At 55.0% G+C, this 17,365-nt stretch carries 12 protein-coding genes and 1 pseudogene; 4 read left to right on the plus strand and 9 right to left on the minus strand.

Annotation, left to right across the window (positions count from 1 at the left end; all coding sequences use genetic code 11):
* Positions 1-132 precede the first annotated feature (132 nt).
* The 9 genes and pseudogenes from KTE_RS17315 to KTE_RS17355 form a co-directional block, all read right to left on the minus strand.
* Positions 133-1,941 carry an ABC transporter ATP-binding protein gene (locus KTE_RS17315; protein ID WP_201382962.1) on the minus strand — a complete coding sequence of 603 codons (1,809 nt, stop codon included), beginning with the start codon at positions 1,939-1,941 and terminating at the stop codon, positions 133-135.
* On the minus strand, positions 1,938-3,698 hold the full coding sequence (locus KTE_RS17320; protein WP_201382964.1) for an ABC transporter ATP-binding protein: 1,761 nt from the start codon (positions 3,696-3,698) through the stop codon (positions 1,938-1,940). The genes KTE_RS17315 and KTE_RS17320 overlap by 4 nt, the downstream gene beginning before the upstream one ends.
* 475 nt (positions 3,699-4,173) lie before the next feature.
* Entirely contained in the window at positions 4,174-5,475 is a 1,302-nt protein-coding gene (iscB, locus tag KTE_RS17325; protein ID WP_201382966.1) for an RNA-guided endonuclease IscB, read from the minus strand.
* 305 nt (positions 5,476-5,780) lie between these two features.
* Positions 5,781-7,151, minus strand: a complete 1,371-nt coding sequence (locus KTE_RS17330) for a C39 family peptidase (protein WP_201382968.1) — start codon at positions 7,149-7,151, stop codon at positions 5,781-5,783.
* Between the two features lie 215 nt (positions 7,152-7,366).
* Positions 7,367-8,644, minus strand: a complete 1,278-nt coding sequence (locus tag KTE_RS17335) for a C39 family peptidase (protein ID WP_201382970.1) — start codon at positions 8,642-8,644, stop codon at positions 7,367-7,369.
* Positions 8,645-8,870: 226 nt separating this feature from the next.
* Positions 8,871-9,542 (minus strand): ribonuclease HII, encoded by a 672-nt coding sequence (locus KTE_RS17340; RefSeq protein ID WP_201382972.1) that lies wholly within the window; start codon positions 9,540-9,542, stop codon positions 8,871-8,873.
* Positions 9,529-9,981: a 50S ribosomal protein L19 gene (rplS, locus tag KTE_RS17345; RefSeq protein WP_201382974.1), complete on the minus strand. Its 453-nt coding sequence runs from the start codon at positions 9,979-9,981 to the stop codon at positions 9,529-9,531. Before rplS ends, KTE_RS17340 begins: the two co-directional genes overlap by 14 nt.
* Positions 9,982-10,053: 72 nt before the next feature.
* Positions 10,054-10,335 carry a 30S ribosomal protein S20 gene (gene rpsT, locus KTE_RS17350; protein WP_201382976.1) on the minus strand — a complete coding sequence of 94 codons (282 nt, stop codon included), beginning with the start codon at positions 10,333-10,335 and terminating at the stop codon, positions 10,054-10,056.
* A gap of 478 nt (positions 10,336-10,813) precedes the next feature.
* Positions 10,814-11,949 (minus strand): annotated as a pseudogene (locus KTE_RS17355) (cystathionine gamma-synthase).
* 397 nt (positions 11,950-12,346) lie between these two features.
* Here KTE_RS17355 and KTE_RS17360 point away from each other — a divergent pair.
* The 4 genes from KTE_RS17360 to KTE_RS17375 all read left to right on the plus strand — a co-directional run bounded on the left by KTE_RS17360 (position 12,347) and on the right by KTE_RS17375 (position 17,324).
* On the plus strand, positions 12,347-13,162 hold the full coding sequence (locus tag KTE_RS17360; protein ID WP_201382978.1) for a carboxylesterase: 816 nt from the start codon (positions 12,347-12,349) through the stop codon (positions 13,160-13,162).
* 183 nt (positions 13,163-13,345) lie between these two features.
* Positions 13,346-14,779, plus strand: coding sequence for a hypothetical protein (locus KTE_RS17365; protein WP_201382980.1), 1,434 nt, complete (start codon positions 13,346-13,348; stop codon positions 14,777-14,779).
* Between the two features lie 22 nt (positions 14,780-14,801).
* Positions 14,802-15,611: a carotenoid biosynthesis protein gene (locus KTE_RS17370; protein WP_201382982.1), complete on the plus strand. Its 810-nt coding sequence runs from the start codon at positions 14,802-14,804 to the stop codon at positions 15,609-15,611.
* Between the two features lie 123 nt (positions 15,612-15,734).
* Positions 15,735-17,324, plus strand: coding sequence for an NAD(P)/FAD-dependent oxidoreductase (locus KTE_RS17375; protein WP_201382984.1), 1,590 nt, complete (start codon positions 15,735-15,737; stop codon positions 17,322-17,324).
* Positions 17,325-17,365 lie beyond the last annotated feature (41 nt).

Here is a 17,365-nt window from a genome sequence, read left to right on the forward strand (position 1 = left end):
ACTCCCTCTTCTCCACCGTTTTCCTCCCACTATAACAGTCTATGCGGAGTGGGGCAAGAAGTATAGGAGCATGGTGGGCTGAATTGGTACAGCAGTCAGCCCGTGGTATGTGGAGAGTCGCCTGATGTGTGACTATTCCACGAGACCACCATACCAGAGCTGGCGCATCTCTTCAGAGTTCTCTAGCAGAGTGGAGAGTGTGCCTTGCGCCGCAATCTCGCCCTCTTTGAGCACAATGATATGGTCGGCGCGCTGGAGCACGGCCCGCCGGTGCGAGACGACCAGGCACGTGGTCTGGCCCTGTTGTAGCAGACCTGCCAGTCGTGTCCACATTGTTTGCTCCGTTACCACATCCAGGGCGCTGGAGAGATCATCAAAGATCAGTAGCGCGGGTTCGCGTATAAACATACGCGCCGCCGAGGCGCGCTGGATCTGTCCACCCGAGAGCTTGACGCCACGTGTTCCCACCAGAGTTTCAATGCCCTGCTCAAGCGCGTCCAGGTCGCGCTCCATCACGGCCTGCTCGATGGCTTGCTGGAGACGCGCTGGCTCTGGTTCGAGTCCCAGCAAGATATTTTCGCGTAGGGTAGCGCTAAAGAGGCGTGGCACCTGGGGCGTATAGGCACTTCTGGGTGGTACAAAGAATGCCGCGGGTTCGCTAACCAGCTTTCCATTCCAGAAGATTTCCCCGCCCTGAGGTGGCAGGAGGCCGAGCAATGTCTGTACAAGCGTTGTCTTGCCCGAGCCGATGCGCCCGGTAATCACGGTGAGTGTACCCCGGCGCAGGCTTAGATCAATATGGGCGATCCCGCGCCCCGTTTCAGGATAACAATAGCTCAGGTCACGCACCTCAAGCGACTCCAGGTTACGCTCGCTTTCAGGCAGCATCGAAGGCTGCGGAATGTCCCCGGTGAGATAGAGAGGGTGATGCTCTACCAGGCGTTCGGCCGGTGCCCCCTGTAAGAGTGTATGCATGCGAGAGAACGAGACACCCGTCTGGGTGTAATAGGCCAGAAAGATGCCAAAGAACTGCACAAACTCCGTCACAAAGGAGAGGTAATAGATGAAGAGTGCCAGGTCGCCCACCCCCAGGTCACGCGTATGCATGGACTGGGCCGCCAGAAGCAAGATGAGGCCCGTACCAATGCCTACGATGTTACTAAAGGTCGAGCTAAGAATCTGCGTCAACACGCTATCCTTGAGCATGGCAACGCGCCTGCGCTCGTTGAGCATGTCGAAGTTGCGCAGAACGTGTGGCTCGGCTGCCGCGACCTGGATGGCCTGCACCGAGGAGAAGATCTCACCGATGGCGCTGGTCACCTTTCCAGTTGCCTGGCGGCTGGCGACGCGATACTTGCTCAGGCGATTGCGCATAAGTTGGGTAATGGCCAGCACGCCCGCCAGGGGGAAGAAGACCAGCAGCGTAATTGTTGTGTTGATGCGCAGCAAGATGAACACGGCCACAAGCGCGAAGAGAATTTCGCCGATGCTGTCCAGGGTCCAGCTAATGGCGTTCTCGGCCTGGTTGGCGTCATCACGGAAGCGACTGATGGCTTCGCCGGGAGAGCCTGGGACCGCCCGTGCTCCTGGCCGCTCTAAGATGCGTGCTAGCAGGTTGCGTCGCAGAATATTGGACATCGAGAAGCGATGCAAGTTATCGACGAGTCCACCAAAGAGAAAGAGCGCAGCCTGCCCAAGGGCGATAGCCACCAGGGCCGCGATCAGCAGCCAGAGTTCGCGATTGAAATGTCCCGAGAGTGTCAATGTATTGAAGAATTGTTGCGCGATTAGCCCTGGGAGGAGGGGTGCCATGTGCAGGATAATCCAGATGAGCGCGTTGCCCAGATAGAGCCAGGGGCGGTAGCGCATCAGGCCCCACAGGTATTGATAGGTCTTCAACGGCGGTACATCAGGTGTGTTATATTTTATATCAGATCTCATGCCAGCACCTCTTCTAGCCCGGTCTTGAGCAGATAGGAGAAACGAGAGTCGGGATCATTGGCCAGGTCTATGCGTGCTCCCTGCTCAAGGATGTGTCCATCCTCAAGCACCATAATCTTGTCGGCGCGCTGGATTGTCCCCAGGCGATGCGCGATAATGATTGCCGTACGCCCTGCAAGCAGCTTGCTTGTGGCCTGCTCAATCAACTGCTCGGTGGCCGGATCCAGACGGGATGAGGCCTCATCCAGGATCACCAGGCCGGGATCGGCGAGAAAGATGCGTGTAAAGGCCAGGAGCTGAGCCTCGCCCGCGGAGAGACCCTCGCCATCGGAACCCAGCTCGGTATCCAAACCTTCTGGAAGCGAGCGTAACCATGGACCCAGGCCCAGACTCTCTAGCGTCTCCAGGATACGGCTATCGAGAATACTGGCGTTAAAGAAGGTCAGGTTATCGCGCACGCTGGCATGGAAGAGCTGCACATCTTGCGTCACCATTCCGACACGCTGGCGCAGGTCCGCGAGGCGTGTAGCGCGTATAGGAACATTTCCCAGACGAATCTCGCCGCTCTGAGCCTCGTAGAGGCGTAGCAGCAGGCGGGCTGTCGTCGTTTTTCCGCTTCCTGTGCGTCCCAGCAGGCCGAGCACCTTGCCAGGAGCCAGGTCAAAAGAGAGGTCATGTAGCACCGTATCCTGCTCGTTGTAGCTAAAGCTAACGCGCGTAAAGGAGACGGCGAGCGGGCCTGAAGGGAGCGAGAGGGGCGCAGGCGCGTCCGTGATCGTGGGCTGCGTGCGCAGGAGCAGGCGGATGCGCTCGATACCCGCGCCAGCCTTCTGTAGATTTTGGAGCTCACGCCGGATCTGGTCGATAGGTTGGTTCAACAGGTTGGTGCAGTAGAAGATAAAGTAAACCGCGCCCGGCGAGATCAACTTCTGGCTCCAGAGGTAGGCGCCAAGCGCGAAGGCCATGGCATTGCCAACGCCGAAGATCGCGATGGTTGTCACAAAGGTTGAAAACCCCATGAGCGCGGCGCGCCGGTTGAACGGGTACCAGGAGCATAGCAGGGTATAGAAGCGCCACAGAACATAACCAGCCGCGCCATTGGCACGTATATCGCTGGTGCCCGCGAGCTGTTCGCCCATGAAGCCATAAAACTCGGCGCTTTTCTGGCGATCCGCGGTCTCAGAGCGAATCGCGAAATTGCGGATACGCAGCAGGATATAGGTTGCCAGGAGCGCGAACACGCCCATCACTAAGCCGACCAACCAGTGTTGCTGGAACAGGATCAGGATCAAGCCCAGGATCAGCAAGATGTTACTGGCAACCAGTACAAACGAGCGCGAGAAGAAAGTGGAGAGCGCATCCACATCTCCATCAATGCGCTCGATCAACTCACCCGAGGTATGTGACTTGTGAAAGGCGAGATCCAGGCGCAGGCAGTGCGCGACCAGGTCGGCGCGTAAGCGGTTGGTTGCCGTCCAGGCCACGTTCTCGCTGACATATGTCTCCAGGATCGTTGCGCCCTGATTGAGCAGGGCCAGGCCAACAAAGAGCAGGCCAGCCAGCAGGAGGGTGGACTGGTCGCCGCCGCCCAGTGTGGTATCGATAAAGTAGCGTAGAATATAGGGATTAACGAGTTGGAATACAAGAATAGAGAGCAGGAGCAAGGTAATAAGACTCATGCGTCGCCATTGTGGTCCGAGATAGGTACACAAGAGCTGGGTATACGTGAGCGTCGCAGTGCGTTGTGAGTCCGGCACGAAGCTACATCCTTTCCTATAGACGTGTTGGGCGTTGTAGGTTGGCCTCATATTTCCTGGAGTAGATGTCTGCAACGTCATAAGACAGAGGAAGACAGCACATAGAAGGGCATCAGAGGCACAGAGTGGCGATAAGACCTCTCAAGAGAGTGAGTGGCCCGGTGGCACGTTCTTGCGGCCTCGTGACTTGCTTAGAAGAGAAATGAGCAGCGTCGCTTTGATGTCTAGAAGATGTAATGCGAGGCCCGAAGTGCGCCAGGAAGATCGCTCTTTGGAGAGACATGCCCCTTGGGGGTGTCATGCTGAATATGCTTTGTTGTTGTCATCAGCGCTGGCCTCTTTCTATTGGATTTCTTCTATAAGCATACCATAGACTGCGTGTTCATAGCAATAATAAAAGAAGAAGCTGCTGGTGGCCGAGAGCCGCCAGCAGCTTCTTCTTTTATCCGAATGTGGCAAGAAAACCACGAAGTCTTTAGCTTCGTGGTTTTCTTGCCACATTCTCCCCTGATTCATTGGCAGTGGATGAGATATGCGGCATGGGCGCTTGACACATCATCCATGAAGATCGTGCCCTCACTCGCTTCATCTTCTCAAACTTCGGAATTGGCTTGAGATCGACCTTGTTCCCATCAATGTCCATCAGAATGGCATAGCCAGTAGACATTCGCCCTTTAATAAGGTACTCCTGTCCCTGATACCGCACCATATCAAATTTCCGAAAACCGCCAATTTTCCCCGTGAGAATACGTTGTTCGCTGTGTCGCCCTTTGGTTTGCTGGTAATCTCCATCGGGGACGCATCGCTTCTTGAGAATCACCGTGGTCTGAAACGTGGGCATGGCCCCTCGCGTGGCAATCAAGACCGCATCAAAGCAATGCTCCTTGGGCAAGCCTGCTATCTGACGGTGTTCTTTGGTCACAAATCCCCACGTTTCCTCTGCCTGAACCTGCTTCAACAATTGAAGACGAATGCTATTCATCTGTGTGGCATGGTTCAAGTTTCCTTTCTTCTTACCAGCGCGCTTGAGCGTCACGGTTCCGGCATGCAGCCCATCGTGACAGGTTTTGCAGAGGGTGAGTAAATTGGCTTCTTCATCACTGCCGTTCTGACTGCGAAAAACGATATGATGGACTTCTAACCGCTTGTCTTTCGATTTTCCTGCACAGTGTTGGCAGGTATAGCTATCGCGTGTTAGCACATAGGCTTTGATATTGGCAAAACCATAGTTGATGCCCTTCTGGTAGAGCCACTTGTGCTTTAAAACGTTAGAATTTTTAAGGGCATGGGGATCAAATGTTCCTGTTTCCAGCACAATATGACGAATGGGCAGGATGGATTGCACAAAACGGATTTCCCGCAGGTGGGCGTCAATTTTACTACGCATCGTGGGAGAGAAGCGACCTGTTTTGATGGAGTTCTTGCGATTACGCCATCGTGCTTTTCTATATCTGGTCTTTCGGTTGCGCCGGTTCCGGCGATACTTTACACGCTCTTTCATGGTGGTGGCAATATCATTGCGAACCTGCACTTCTGACAAATACACCACCTGCCCCTGCGTATCGGCCACCGCTGAACCAATCACGGCACTGCCCGTATCTACCCCAAGGGTCAATGGTTGGGTGGAGGTCGTTGATGGCTGAACCAACAACTTGATCGTAAAGGGCGTTCTCCTTTTGACTTTGGCCTTGCCATCTTTAAGGAGTAATCGTGCAATAGCACACGAACATGGCATCAATGGCGTGCCATCTGGTGCCAATACATACACAACGTTCATCGAAAATTCCTTTTCAGAAAAATGCTCTGCCAGGTGGCAGGTGGTGCGTATCCCTGTACTGCGACCATACAGGGAATCCGACTTCATCTCGACAAGGTTCAGAAGGCTTGTTGGGCCTGAATCACCGGGACTTCCCTCATCCCTACTTAAACTCAGGCGATAGAGCAACCGTCTGATGCGTCAAGGGTTGGTATCATGACCTTCCAAACATAGCTCACCTTTCGGTGGCTGAGTCTGGTGAACTCAGGCTTCCTCTTCCGAAGAAGCCGCTCAGTCTTTAGCTGAGCGGTAGTTCACTCTTCTCTCTACCAGCTTGAGAGGCGGTCTTTCTGGGGAGTGGGCCAGAGTTCCGGATAGATTACATAGGTTGTACCATTTGAATACTTCAGCCAGACATTCTGGAAGGCCTGGCGTGGATAGACAATCTGGACGGCGTCGTCGCTGGCGGCGGCTGGATCATTGGTAATGACATCACCACTGGCCGTAAAGCCCTTGACGACGAGCAGGTGCCCACCAGAGGAGGGGATAGGCGTACCAGGTAGCTCGCCTTTCTTATAAGCGAGACTGACGACGATGGGTACGCCAAACTTAATCCACTGCTCGATCTGACTAAGCGAGTACATACGAGTAACAAAGGAACGCAGGCCATAGCTACCGGAGTAACCCGTATTAAAGGGCCAGTTGCCCGTGCCTTCGTACGTGAAGTCATAGGTATCGCGAGCCGCGTCGGGAACGGTCTGTGTCAATTTTGGGTAGTGGAGCAGGTTGGACCAGTAGGCCATGACCATGCTGGTCGAGGTTGGGCTGCACCAGACCTCGCCGCCACCACCATAGCCGAGGCCGTTGTATTCAGGCAGCATCTGCGAGCGCTGAGGCACATTCAGGCTCTTGCCCCAAACATGCTGATCGGGCGCGACCTGCGGTGTATGCGCTGGATCTGAATCGTAGGAGGCGAAGGCCGTGACGCGTCGAATATCAGGTGTCACCGTGGGTGAGGTTGTAAACAGGGTCAGGCTGAGTTGATAGGCGGTCGCGGGCGTGTCTCCCGTAAAGAAGGTATCGGTCGCGATGCTACCACCATCATCATACTGTCCATCGATGCTGTGGCGCTTGATGGTGCTGAAATCACTGGCCCAGATCGGGAGATCATACCAGTGTGTCCAGGTGCCATTCTCTAGCACGCGAATATGGGTCTCAATCCAGGTGCCAGCGGGCGTCTCAGCATTCCAGGAGGCGACAGATGTGGTGAAGGGTTGATTGGTCGTATGCACGGGCGAGAGAATCGTCCCGAAATAGAAGGAGCCAGCATTGTAGTAGTTATAATCGGGGCTATAGGCCCCGGGCGCGTAGGGGTCTTGTCCCGCGCATAGGCCAACCGAGGCCGCGAAGGATGCTGTCCCACCATCAATAGCGTCAGACGAGCAGGTCAGCTTCTTCTCTGAATCAAGCTTGAGGTGTCCAAATGGCGTTACCTGGACACCATTGAGGGACCAGGCCGCAAAGTCGTGATGCGAGTCCTGCTGCCAGAACTCATCATACTGCGCGGGCGTATCGGCTCGCGTGGCTGCCTGGACCGATTGTCCCGCGAGCAGTGAGAGGCAGAGCAGGGCCAGGAGCGTGCTAAGGGAGAAGCGCAAGATACTGCCGCGCTTCCCCTGAGTGTGAAATAGCTTCATAGAGAACCTTTCTTCAAAAATAACAACAATATGTAAAGGGGTAAGTGAAAGATGTATGTCTAGAAGAAAGGGAGGATTGTCATATTAACTTCACTTACCCTAAAGTGTAGGAAGAAAGGTTGATAAAGTCAAGTGCAAGAATTTATGCATGGATAAGAGAGTGGCATGATATGCAAGTGAAGACCGCACACCATGCCACTCTCTCTGCTATTTTCTTACCAGTTGGTTAGACGATTGGCCGTGGGCATCTGCCAGTTCTCTGGCATGACGATATAGGCTGTGCCATGGGAGGAACGGAGCCAGGCGTTCTGTAAGGCCTGCCGGTTATAGGTAATCTGTACTCTATCGTTGGACGCACCCGCGGGATCGTTGGTGATCACGTCGCCATTGGCAGCGAAACCACGCACGACGATGATATGTCCATCGGTGCTGGGAATTGGCGCGTTAGGGAGCTGCCCATTCTGAAAACCTATGCTAATGATGACGGGCACGCCGACTTTAATCCACTGCTCGACCTGGCTTATGGAGTACATGCGTGTGATAAAGGCATGCAGGCCATGCGCCCCTGCGTGGGCTGTATTAAAGGGCCAGTTGCCCGTGCCCTGGTAGGTAAAGTCATAGGTCGCCTGTGCCGTAGCAGGAACGGTAAGCGTCAACTCTGGCCGGTTGAGAATACTGGACCAGTAGGCCATGACCATACTGGTCGAGGTAGGACTACACCAGACCTCGCCGCCGCCACCATAGCCCTGTCCCTGGTACTCTGCGAGCATCTGTGAGCGCTGTGGGACGCCCAGGTTGCGCCCCCACACGCTCTTATCGGGTGAGATCTGAGGTGTATGCTGTGGATCCGTCTCATACGAGGCGATGGCTGCTACGCGGTACAGGATAGGGGTAGTGTTGGGTGTGGTACTAAAAAGCGTGACCGCGAGCTGATACGCGGTGGCAAGCTGTCCTTTCGTCCTGAAAGTGTCGGTATCGACAGTGCCAAAGGGATCATCCTGCCCATCAATACTGTGACGCTGGACTGTGCTCAAATCGCTGGCCCAGATAGGAAGCTTAAACCAGCGTGTCCAGGCCCCGTTAATTTGCACACGGACATGCGTCTGTATCCAGGTACCTGCGGGCGTGGTTGCGTTCCAGGAAGCGACCACGCTATTGATGGATCGTGAGGTCTGATGAATGGGTGAGACCAGCGCGCCATAGTAGAACTGCCCGCCATTGTAGTAGTTCTGCTGATTATACTGTCCCAGGCCAAAGGGATCGCGCCCAACGCAGAGCTGCATATTGCTATCATAGCTCACACTGCCGCCATCGATATAGGCGGAGTAACAATGCTGATTCCCTCCTCCGGGCGTTAGTAGAACTGTTCCATCGTTTGCCAGAGCGGTGCTATTAAAGATCCAGGAGGAAAAGTCATGTGCGCCACTCAGTTGCCATAGTTCATGAAACTGACCTGTACTTGCTTGGTAGTTTGCCTGAGCCGAGGTCTCCATCGTCGCCTCTCCTTCTAAATGTAGAAGACAACAGTAGGCTGATGACAGGGCATTGAAAATCGGTACGTCTGCTTTTCGATCCTGCTAGCAAGAAGGGGGAGGGAAACAATAGAAATGATCGTTCCCTTTCATAAATAAGTGTAAAGTGCAAGGCGCTTGAAAGTCAAGTAAAAGCGCTTGCTATCAAAAAAGTTGTATACATTGGATAAACATATGATAAACATGTTTAGAAGGCTGTATCTGGGAAGAGGCCAAAGAGCATCTCGCGAATAGGAGAGAAGCTGCGGCGGTGGTGGGGGGTCACGCCAAATTGTTTGAGCGCGTCGAGGTGTTCCGGCGTGCCATAGCCTTTGTGTTGTTTAAAGCCATAGTGGGGAAATTCCTCGTGGAGTTGGTGCATCAAGCGATCTCGAGTCACCTTGGCGATGATCGAGGCGGCGGCAATGGAGAGGCAGCGTGAATCGCCCTTGGTGAGCGAGAGTTGTGGAAGCGGGATGTCACGGAGTTTGACGGCATCCAGGAGCAGGGCCTGAGCGGTGGGCGTCAGTTGTGTGAGTGCCACGCGCATAGACTGGAGCGTTGCCTGGAGGATATTGCGCTGATCGATCAGCTCAACCGAGCCAATACCAACGCCAACGGCTAGCGCATGCTCCATAATTACATCATAGAGGCGCTCGCGTGTCGCCTCATTTAGCTGTTTGGAGTCATTGACACCGGCGAAACGAGCCAGGACAGGCGTTGGATCGGACTCAAGAGGCAGAATGACGGCTGCGGCCACCACTGGGCCTGCCAGGCAGCCCCGTCCTGCCTCATCAAGCCCGGCAATAAAGCAATAGCCCTGTTCAAACAGGGCCATTTCTTCTGTGAGTGTTGGCGAAGATTTTTTAGTCTTCTGCATGAGCGGCTGCTGCGCGAGCCTCAGCCTTCGCGGCCTTCTCAGCGGCCTGCTTGCTGGTCATAGGACGGATCTCCTTCAGACGAGCAGCCTTGCCGGTTAGACCACGCAGGAAGTAGAGTTGCTTGCGGCGGACGCGAGCGTGGCGCAGAACCTCAATCTTCTCTACACGGGGAGAATGGAGAAGGAAGGTGCGCTCAACACCGACGCCATTGGTAATACGGCGGACGGTGAAGTTACGGTTGACGCTGCTGCCGCGCAGGCGCATGACGACGCCTTCGAACGGCTGAAGGCGTTCGCGGTTACCTTCAACAACTTTGACTTGCAGACGGACAGTATCGCCAGACTTTATTTCAGGAACATCTTTGCGTAACTGAGCACTTTCGACAGCGGCCAGTAGCGCCCGCCCTGCTGGCTTCGTTACGACTTTATTGTCGGCCATCCTAATACCTCCTGGTGCGCTCAGTGCTCATCGATTGTGAACAGCAAGATGGCAGAGCAATGGGCGCAAAAATTACTTCTCAGAGACTTTAGTTGTGTTGAGCTGCTTCATCAAGCGCGATTTGCGGCGAGAAGCATTGTTTTTGTGAATGACGCCTTTCTTGGCGGCGCGGTCTAGCTCGCTGATAGCGGCGCGAACGGCAGCCTCGCTGGCATCAAAGGCGACGCTATCGGTGGCGATGGCTGTGCGTGCCTTTGTGATGGTGGATCTCACCTTGGATTTGACGCTGCGGTTGTGTGCGCGGCGCTTCTGTTCCTGGCGCATGCGCTTTTCCGCAGATGCATTATTTGGCATGTTAAGTAAACTTCCTCCCCGAAAGATTGCCTCTTCGAACTTACTTCATATGCGGAAAACAACCCCCATTTGGGGGCGCAGCGCCACTCTCGTGGCTAGCGCTCACGCGCTCAGTTTTCCTCATAGGCACTTAGAAGAGTACCCCAAGGGTACGAAAAAGAGACTTGCACAAAAAAGATCCGACACTTGTGTCGGATTGGGTAAGTGCGCGTAGATTATAGCAGAAGTGCCGAAGGTCTGTCAAACAAGCTCTCCCCGCCCTGAAAATTTTCTTAAAAGGTCAGCCGCAGCGATTCTAATGTGTAGAGGCAGAGCTTGCTCGGCCTTTTCCAGCCAATGGAAGTCAACGTGTAGGGTCCCTGCTGGCATGGACTGCGAGCGCAGCAACCTTCCCGCGTGGGAATATCAGTCTGCTGGCCAGCCACCGATGACGCGGGGGCCTCCAGTCCATGCCAGCTTGAAAATGCGTGTCAGGCGGTTAGGCGAGCGCCTGTTCGAGATCACGCAGGATATCCGAGATATCCTCAATGCCTACCGAGAGGCGCAGGAGGGTATCGTTCAGGCCGCGAGCCTCGCGGATCTCCCTGGGGATTGAGCCATGCGTCATGCTAGCGGGATGGCAGACCAGTGACTCGATGCCCCGAGGCTCTCAGCGAAGGTGAAGACGCGCAAGCGGCGCACAACGGTATCGACATCGCTCAGGGTTCCCTTGAACTGGAAGGAGACCATGCCGCCAAAGCCACTCATCTGCCGCCGGGCCAACTCGTGATCTGGATGCGAGGCGAGGCCGGGATAGTATACCTTCTCAACGCGCTTATGCTCAGACAGGAAGTTGGCGACGACGCGCGCGTTCTCTTCGTGCTGGCGCATACGTACCGCGAGTGTCTTGATGCCGCGCAGGGTCAGCCAGACATCGAAGGGGCCAGGAACCGCTCCAGCGGCGTTCTGGTGGAACTTAATGGCCTCGTAGACGCTCTGGTCATTCATGATCAAGGCCCCACCGATGACGTCGCTATGGCCATTGATATACTTGGTTGTGCTGTGCAGGACGATATCGGCTCCCAGGTCGAGTGGACGCTGGAAGTAGGGGCTGGAGAAGGTATTGTCGACGACGAGCAACACATTATGGCGGTGCGCGACCTCGGCGACCGCGCGGATGTCAACCAGGCTGAGCAGCGGATTGGTAGGTGTCTCTAGCCAGATGATTTTGGTGTTGGGACGAATTGCCTGCTCATACGCCTCGACACGGTTGGCCGTGACATACGAGGTCTCAACGTTATAGCGGCTCATGATGCGATCAAAGATACGGTAGGTGCCGCCATAGAGATCGTCGCACGAGACAATATGATCGCCCGCGCTCAGCAAGCTCAAGACAGCGCTTTCGGCGGCGAGTCCAGAGGCGAAGGCCAGGCCATAGCGCCCATTTTCGAGCGCGGCAAGGCAGGCCTCAAGCGCGGTGCGCGTTGGATTCCCGGTACGGGCGTATTCATAACCTTTATGTTCACCCATGCCACTCTGGGCATAGGTTGAAGTCTGATAAATTGGCGTCATGATCGCGCCGGTAGTTGGATCTGGCTCCTGTCCGGCGTGAATGGCCTTGGTAGCGAACTCCATCGTCAAGTCCCTTTCGACTTCTTTCTTCATGAATTAAGATATAGGTAATATGGACAAGACTATAGCACTATCCTCTTGTGAAGACAATGAGTACTATCCACGTAAATGGGTACAGCGTTAAAAGCAGGAGAAAATAGGAGTAAAGCGTACACTATCGCCCCTCTTTTTTCTTCTCTAGATCTTATTCCGAAACCCAACGCCACTGGCGTGTCTAGCGCTTCGCGCTCAGGGTGTTCGGAGAAGTAGTATCTCTATTATTGAGAAGGCGCATAACTCACAAATTATTCCCGCTCAGCTAAAAGTACGGAGTTTAGGATAGGAAAAGTGTCCAGGGAGCATCGTAGAACGTATTAAGAAGAGAGTGTGGTGAACTAGCGAGGAAACGCGAGGCAAGGTCATGGAACATGCGGAGTTTCGAGATCAGCAGGGTGCGGGTGAATTGACGATCAAAGGTCCGGAGCGCGCGCGCGTTGGAGTAGTGCTGGTCCATGGGCTGAACGGGAATCGCAGCGATATGGAAGAGCTTGAGCAACTCTTTCTAGCTCAGGGGATGCGCGTCGAGAATATTCTCTTGCCGGGTCATGGCACACAGGTACAGGATATGTTGACGATTGGCTGGCATGACTGGGCCTCAGCCTTGCAACAGGCGGTACGAGCCTTTAAACTCCACTGCGACCAGGTCTTCCTGGTTGGCCACTCGCTGGGTGGCGCACTATGCCTGCATATCGCCGCTCATGAAGAGGTTTCTGGCGTGATCGCCATGTGCGCCCCGCTCTATATGCGCCCCTGGATGTTGCCCGCGATTCGCATGGTCAGGCAGTTGACTCCTTTCTTACCCACGTTGAGAGAGGATCTTCGCGATGCACAAGCTCGTAAGCGCTATACTCGTAATGTCTATCGCTGGACCCCGATGGCCTCGGTTGAGAGCATGCTGCTCTACCTGCCCCGGTTGCGCGAAGAACTGTCGTGTATCACTATGCCAGCCCTGATTATCGCGGCCCAACGTGACCATGTAGTGCCGGTCCGCGATGGACACGAAATTTATCGCCTTCTGGGTTCACCTGAGAAGCAACTCGTGGTCCTCAAACGCTCATACCATCTTGTGATGAAAGACCATGACCGGCAAGAGGTAGAGGCGCGCTCGCTGGCTTTTATACAAAAGTACACTCACAAAGAAACTAAAACAGAAGATAGACGCGCTTATAGGGCCTGAATAGTCGCTAGCAATCGTCATAGAGGAGAATATCGGTCGTAGCGAGCGTATGTCGACCGTGTGGGGAGCGCCGCGCTTTGCAGAACGCGCTAACAGGTAAGCTGTGCTAGTGACTTTCCAGAATAAGGCGTTTTCATGTATACTGATAGACGCTAAGAGATGAGATGTGGAGCAGAAAAAACATTGACGCAGCATATAGATAGTCCGCCTGAAAAGCCACAAGACCACAAGACGCAGCCGACCCCACCACAAGCGATACGCTCGACACGTATCAGCATCGTAACGCTACTGGCACTGGTGAGCCTGCTCTTGATTATCCTAACCGCCCAGCTTTTTATCGCGCTCAACCAGCACGCGCAAATGGCGGCCCAGGAGTCCTCGGCAACGGCAACGGCCAGGGCCAACCAGTTGTTAACACCCAGTCCTACGCCTCAAAGCGACGACAACGGCCTCTTCCAGTTCTCGGGCAAGAATCCGACGGATACCTTGCAAGTGCCTGGAGGTCAGTATGTTGTCTATGAGGCCCAGGATGGCCTATACGCCGTACAACTGGGTGGAGGCACGCCGCAGAAGCTTGATACTCCGGGGTATACCTATAGCCGCTCGATTCCGCCACGGGTGAATTCCCTTGGGCAGGTCATTTATGTTGGGAATGGTATCTGGCTCAGCGATATCTTTGGCGGAACCTCCAGACAAATCGCGGCTGTGGACAGCAATCAGGTTGTCACATCGCTGGCGCTCAGCAGCGATGGCCTCTCAATCGCCTGGAGTACGGCTCCTAAAAGCGGTAATGGGAATGTGAGCCTCTACACGGGAGCGTTAGACCATACCAAACTGGTCTATCAACAGGCAAATACGAATTGCCCTTGTTTTCGTGTGTTCTCATTTCTGCCAAATAGAAAGAACCAGGCACCCCAGCAACTGCTCTTGACTGATGATCGCGGTGATCGTCGCTCTACGCAGTATGGCCTCTGGCTGCTAGATCTACCCAGTACGCAGGATGATTCGCTGGCGCAAGACCAAGATCCAAAGAGTTTGCTGACCGACGACGTCTCACAGATGCCCCTCTTGTTGACGCCTGCAAGCAATGCCTTGCTCTACTCAACCTATAGTGGCGTGGTGACTGCACCGACAGATAATAGCGTGCCAGACGATATTGCTGGTCAGAACAATGCCAATAGCCTGGCGATTGCTAACCTGGACGCATCGAAAGCCACGCTGGGAAATGCTCAGATATTCTTGCCTGAACAACATGGTTTAAACAATAATGCCGACTATCACTGGGTCCTCTCGCCACAGGTTTCGCCGGATGGGCTTACGCTGGCCTACGTTATCTTTTCTAGCGATGAGCAGGCTCCCTTTGCGCGCCATAGCGCCTTGTATATGACGCAGATTAATGGCAATGGGAAGCAGGTTCAGGTCGCCAAGCCAGGCGTTCTGGCGATTACGTCCGCACGCTTTGTTGAGTTAGGGCCCTGGGTGAACGACCATATCCTGACAAGCTATGCTGATAATGCCATCTACGCGATGGATGTTACGACCGGTGCTATGAAAACCGTGATCAAGGGGAGCGGCTATATGCGCATTCTCTCGATTGTGCAACGCGGCCCCGAGTAGCAGCAAAAGAAGTGTAAGTAACATGCGTATATCAGCGATTGGGCGTCATACACGAAGCGCGCCGGGGCAGCTTGTGCTGCGTATTCTCTTCGCCATGTTTTGCCTGCTCTATGTTCTGGCGGTAATTGGGGTGGCATTCGATGTGAAACCACCCTTCCCTATGGATTGGGCGGCGAGCTTTCTCCTCTATCTTGAAGGCGTGCTCCTTCTACTAGCGACTGCCTTCCTCTATGGCAGGCGGAGGGCTATCCAGGCTGGACTGCCTGTGATTATTCTCTCCTACCTGGCCGAGACTCTGGGTGTTACTACCGGTTTCCCCTTTGGCCGCTACGTGTATACAGCCGTCTTGTTGCCCGCTCTGCCTGGAGGCGTCCCTCTGCCCGTCATGTTTGCCTGGTTGCTGGTGATCTTTGGTGTCTATGGATGGGTACGCCCACTGCGCCCTGGCTTTCGCCTCAGCCTCTTCGACATTCTGGCGGCGGGCATGGCTGCTGTGCTGCTGGATGGCGCGATAGAGCCTGTAGCTGCTCATATCGTTGATTACTGGCGCTGGGCGCCCGTTGGCAGCATTTATTATGGTATTCCCCTGGTGAACTTTATGAGCTGGTTTGTGCTTGCCTGCCTGCTGGTCTGGCTCACGGATCGCCAGTTTGCGCCCGTCCAGGTCTTGCGGGTTGGGCCTCCTCGCCTGGCTCTGCGCCTTCCGCGCCTCCTCTTTGCTCTAAGTCTCCTGATGTTTGGCCTGATCGATCTGACACATGGCTACTATGGCGGCTGTGTCTGCGCCCTGTTGTCGGGACTCATTCTCCTGGCCTACGCGCGACGGCGCTAACGGCCCGATTACCCATTTAGGCGCTTGGTAGGCGTCCTGGTAGATGGACTACCATAATTATGAGGAGCGAGCAGGCGCCAAACAATCGCCAGGGCGAGAAAATGCCTGCCAGAATAGATAGATATGTCTGAACAGGGAAGAGAAATTATTGTCATCGGCGCAGGCATTGGTGGCCTCTCTGCCGCCATCCACCTGGCCACAAAGGGGCATCGTGTCAGTGTGTTGGAGCGCCAGGCCCAGGTCGGCGGCAAACTCAACCTGATTGAGAAGGAGGGCTTTGCCTTTGATACTGGCCCCTCGCTCATAACCATGCCTCACGTCCTGCGCGAACTCTTCGCGGTTGCCGGCAGGCGTTTAGAAGACTATCTGGAACTGATCCCTCTGGAGGTTACCTGTCGCTATTTCTATCGCGATGGCGTTGTCTTCAATGCCTGGCGCGATCGCGAGTGCCTGGCCCAGGAGTTTGCCCGGTTCAATCCCGAGGATGGAGAGGCCTTTCGCCGCTTCTTTGAGCATGCGCGCTCGATCTACGAGGCCGCGGCTGACCCCTTTCTCTACCATAGCCTGGGGAGTCCACTGAATATCGTGCGAATCTTCTGGCACTATGTCTTAAAGGGTCATGAATCGGGCGCGGGCGCTGATGAGTCGCTGAGCAGGCGCTGGCGGGCCGTCATGGCGGCTCTCTCGTCGCGTACGCTGGACCAGGAGGTGCGGCGCTTCTTCCAGGATGAGCATGCGCGCCAGCTCTTTGCGCGCTATGCGACCTATAATGGTTCCTCGCCCTACCAGATGGCCGCGGTCTACAGCCTGATTCCCTATGTCGAGGTGGCAGATGGAGGTTGGTATCCGCGTGGGGGAATGTATAGTATCGCGCGGGCGCTGGAGAAACTAGCCCGCGAACTGGGTGTCACACTTGAGACCAATTGCGAGGTAAAACGTATCCAGGTCTCAGTGCGCCGCAAACTCACGAGTTTACGTCCAGAGGTGCGAGGCATCGTACTGGCTGATGGCCGGGTGCTTCACTGCGATGCCGTCGTCGCCAATAGCGATGTCGTGACCACACACTCTCAACTGCTTTCGCCCGCTGTGCAGAAGCAGGCAACCCTGCGTAAGCTTGCAAAGCTTGAGCCATCCTGCTCCGGTTTCGTCTTGCTACTGGGAACAGACAAGACCTATCCTGATCTGGAGCACCACAACATTTTCTTCTCCGATGACTACCAGGCTGAGTTCGCTGACCTCTTCGAGAAGCGCGTGCCTATCCAGAATCCCACCATCTATATCTGTGCCACCACGCGCACTGATCCAACGCAGGCCCCTCCAGGAGGCGAAAACCTGTTTATTCTCGTGAACGCGCCCTATCTGACTAAGGCCATAGATTGGCAGCGCGAGGCGCCAGCCTATCGTGAGCGTATTCTGGACCTGCTTGCCAGCTACAAACAGGTTGACCTGAGCGACCTGCGCGAACACATTGTCTGTGAAGAGATGCTCACGCCCGAGTACTTCTGGCAGAAATATGGCTCAAATGCTGGCTCAATCTACGGTCTTTCCTCCAACGGCCGTATGGCCCCCTTTACGCGCCCCGGCAACTGCTCTCCTGAGGTTGAGCGCCTTTACTTTGTGGGCGGGAGCACCCATCCCGGCGGCGGCATACCCCTGGTCATGCTCTCCGGTCGCATCGTCGCTGAATTAGTAGATGAACGTGTGAATGGGTAGTATTTTTAGGAAGGGAGAAGAATGTGGAAGCCGAGCAGGGG

Source organism: Ktedonobacter sp. SOSP1-85 (assembly GCF_016587415.1).
In the GTDB taxonomy this organism is placed as follows: domain Bacteria; phylum Chloroflexota; class Ktedonobacteria; order Ktedonobacterales; family Ktedonobacteraceae; genus Ktedonobacter.

Bases quoted from the DNA above. Each gene is read 5' to 3' on its own strand.
- KTE_RS17335 (WP_201382970.1), bottom strand. From the start codon at position 8,644: ATGGAGACCTCGGCTCAGGCAAACTACCAAGCAAGTACAGGTCAGTTT.
- KTE_RS17340 (WP_201382972.1), bottom strand. From the start codon at position 9,542: ATGCAGAAGACTAAAAAATCTTCGCCAACACTCACAGAAGAAATGGCC.
- KTE_RS17370 (WP_201382982.1), top strand. From the start codon at position 14,802: ATGCGTATATCAGCGATTGGGCGTCATACACGAAGCGCGCCGGGGCAG.
- rpsT (WP_201382976.1), bottom strand. From the start codon at position 10,335: ATGCCAAATAATGCATCTGCGGAAAAGCGCATGCGCCAGGAACAGAAG.
- KTE_RS17360 (WP_201382978.1), top strand. From the start codon at position 12,347: ATGGAACATGCGGAGTTTCGAGATCAGCAGGGTGCGGGTGAATTGACG.
- KTE_RS17330 (WP_201382968.1), bottom strand. From the start codon at position 7,151: ATGAAGCTATTTCACACTCAGGGGAAGCGCGGCAGTATCTTGCGCTTC.
- KTE_RS17315 (WP_201382962.1), bottom strand. From the start codon at position 1,941: ATGAGATCTGATATAAAATATAACACACCTGATGTACCGCCGTTGAAG.
- rplS (WP_201382974.1), bottom strand. From the start codon at position 9,981: ATGGCCGACAATAAAGTCGTAACGAAGCCAGCAGGGCGGGCGCTACTG.
- KTE_RS17375 (WP_201382984.1), top strand. From the start codon at position 15,735: ATGTCTGAACAGGGAAGAGAAATTATTGTCATCGGCGCAGGCATTGGT.
- iscB (WP_201382966.1), bottom strand. From the start codon at position 5,475: ATGAACGTTGTGTATGTATTGGCACCAGATGGCACGCCATTGATGCCA.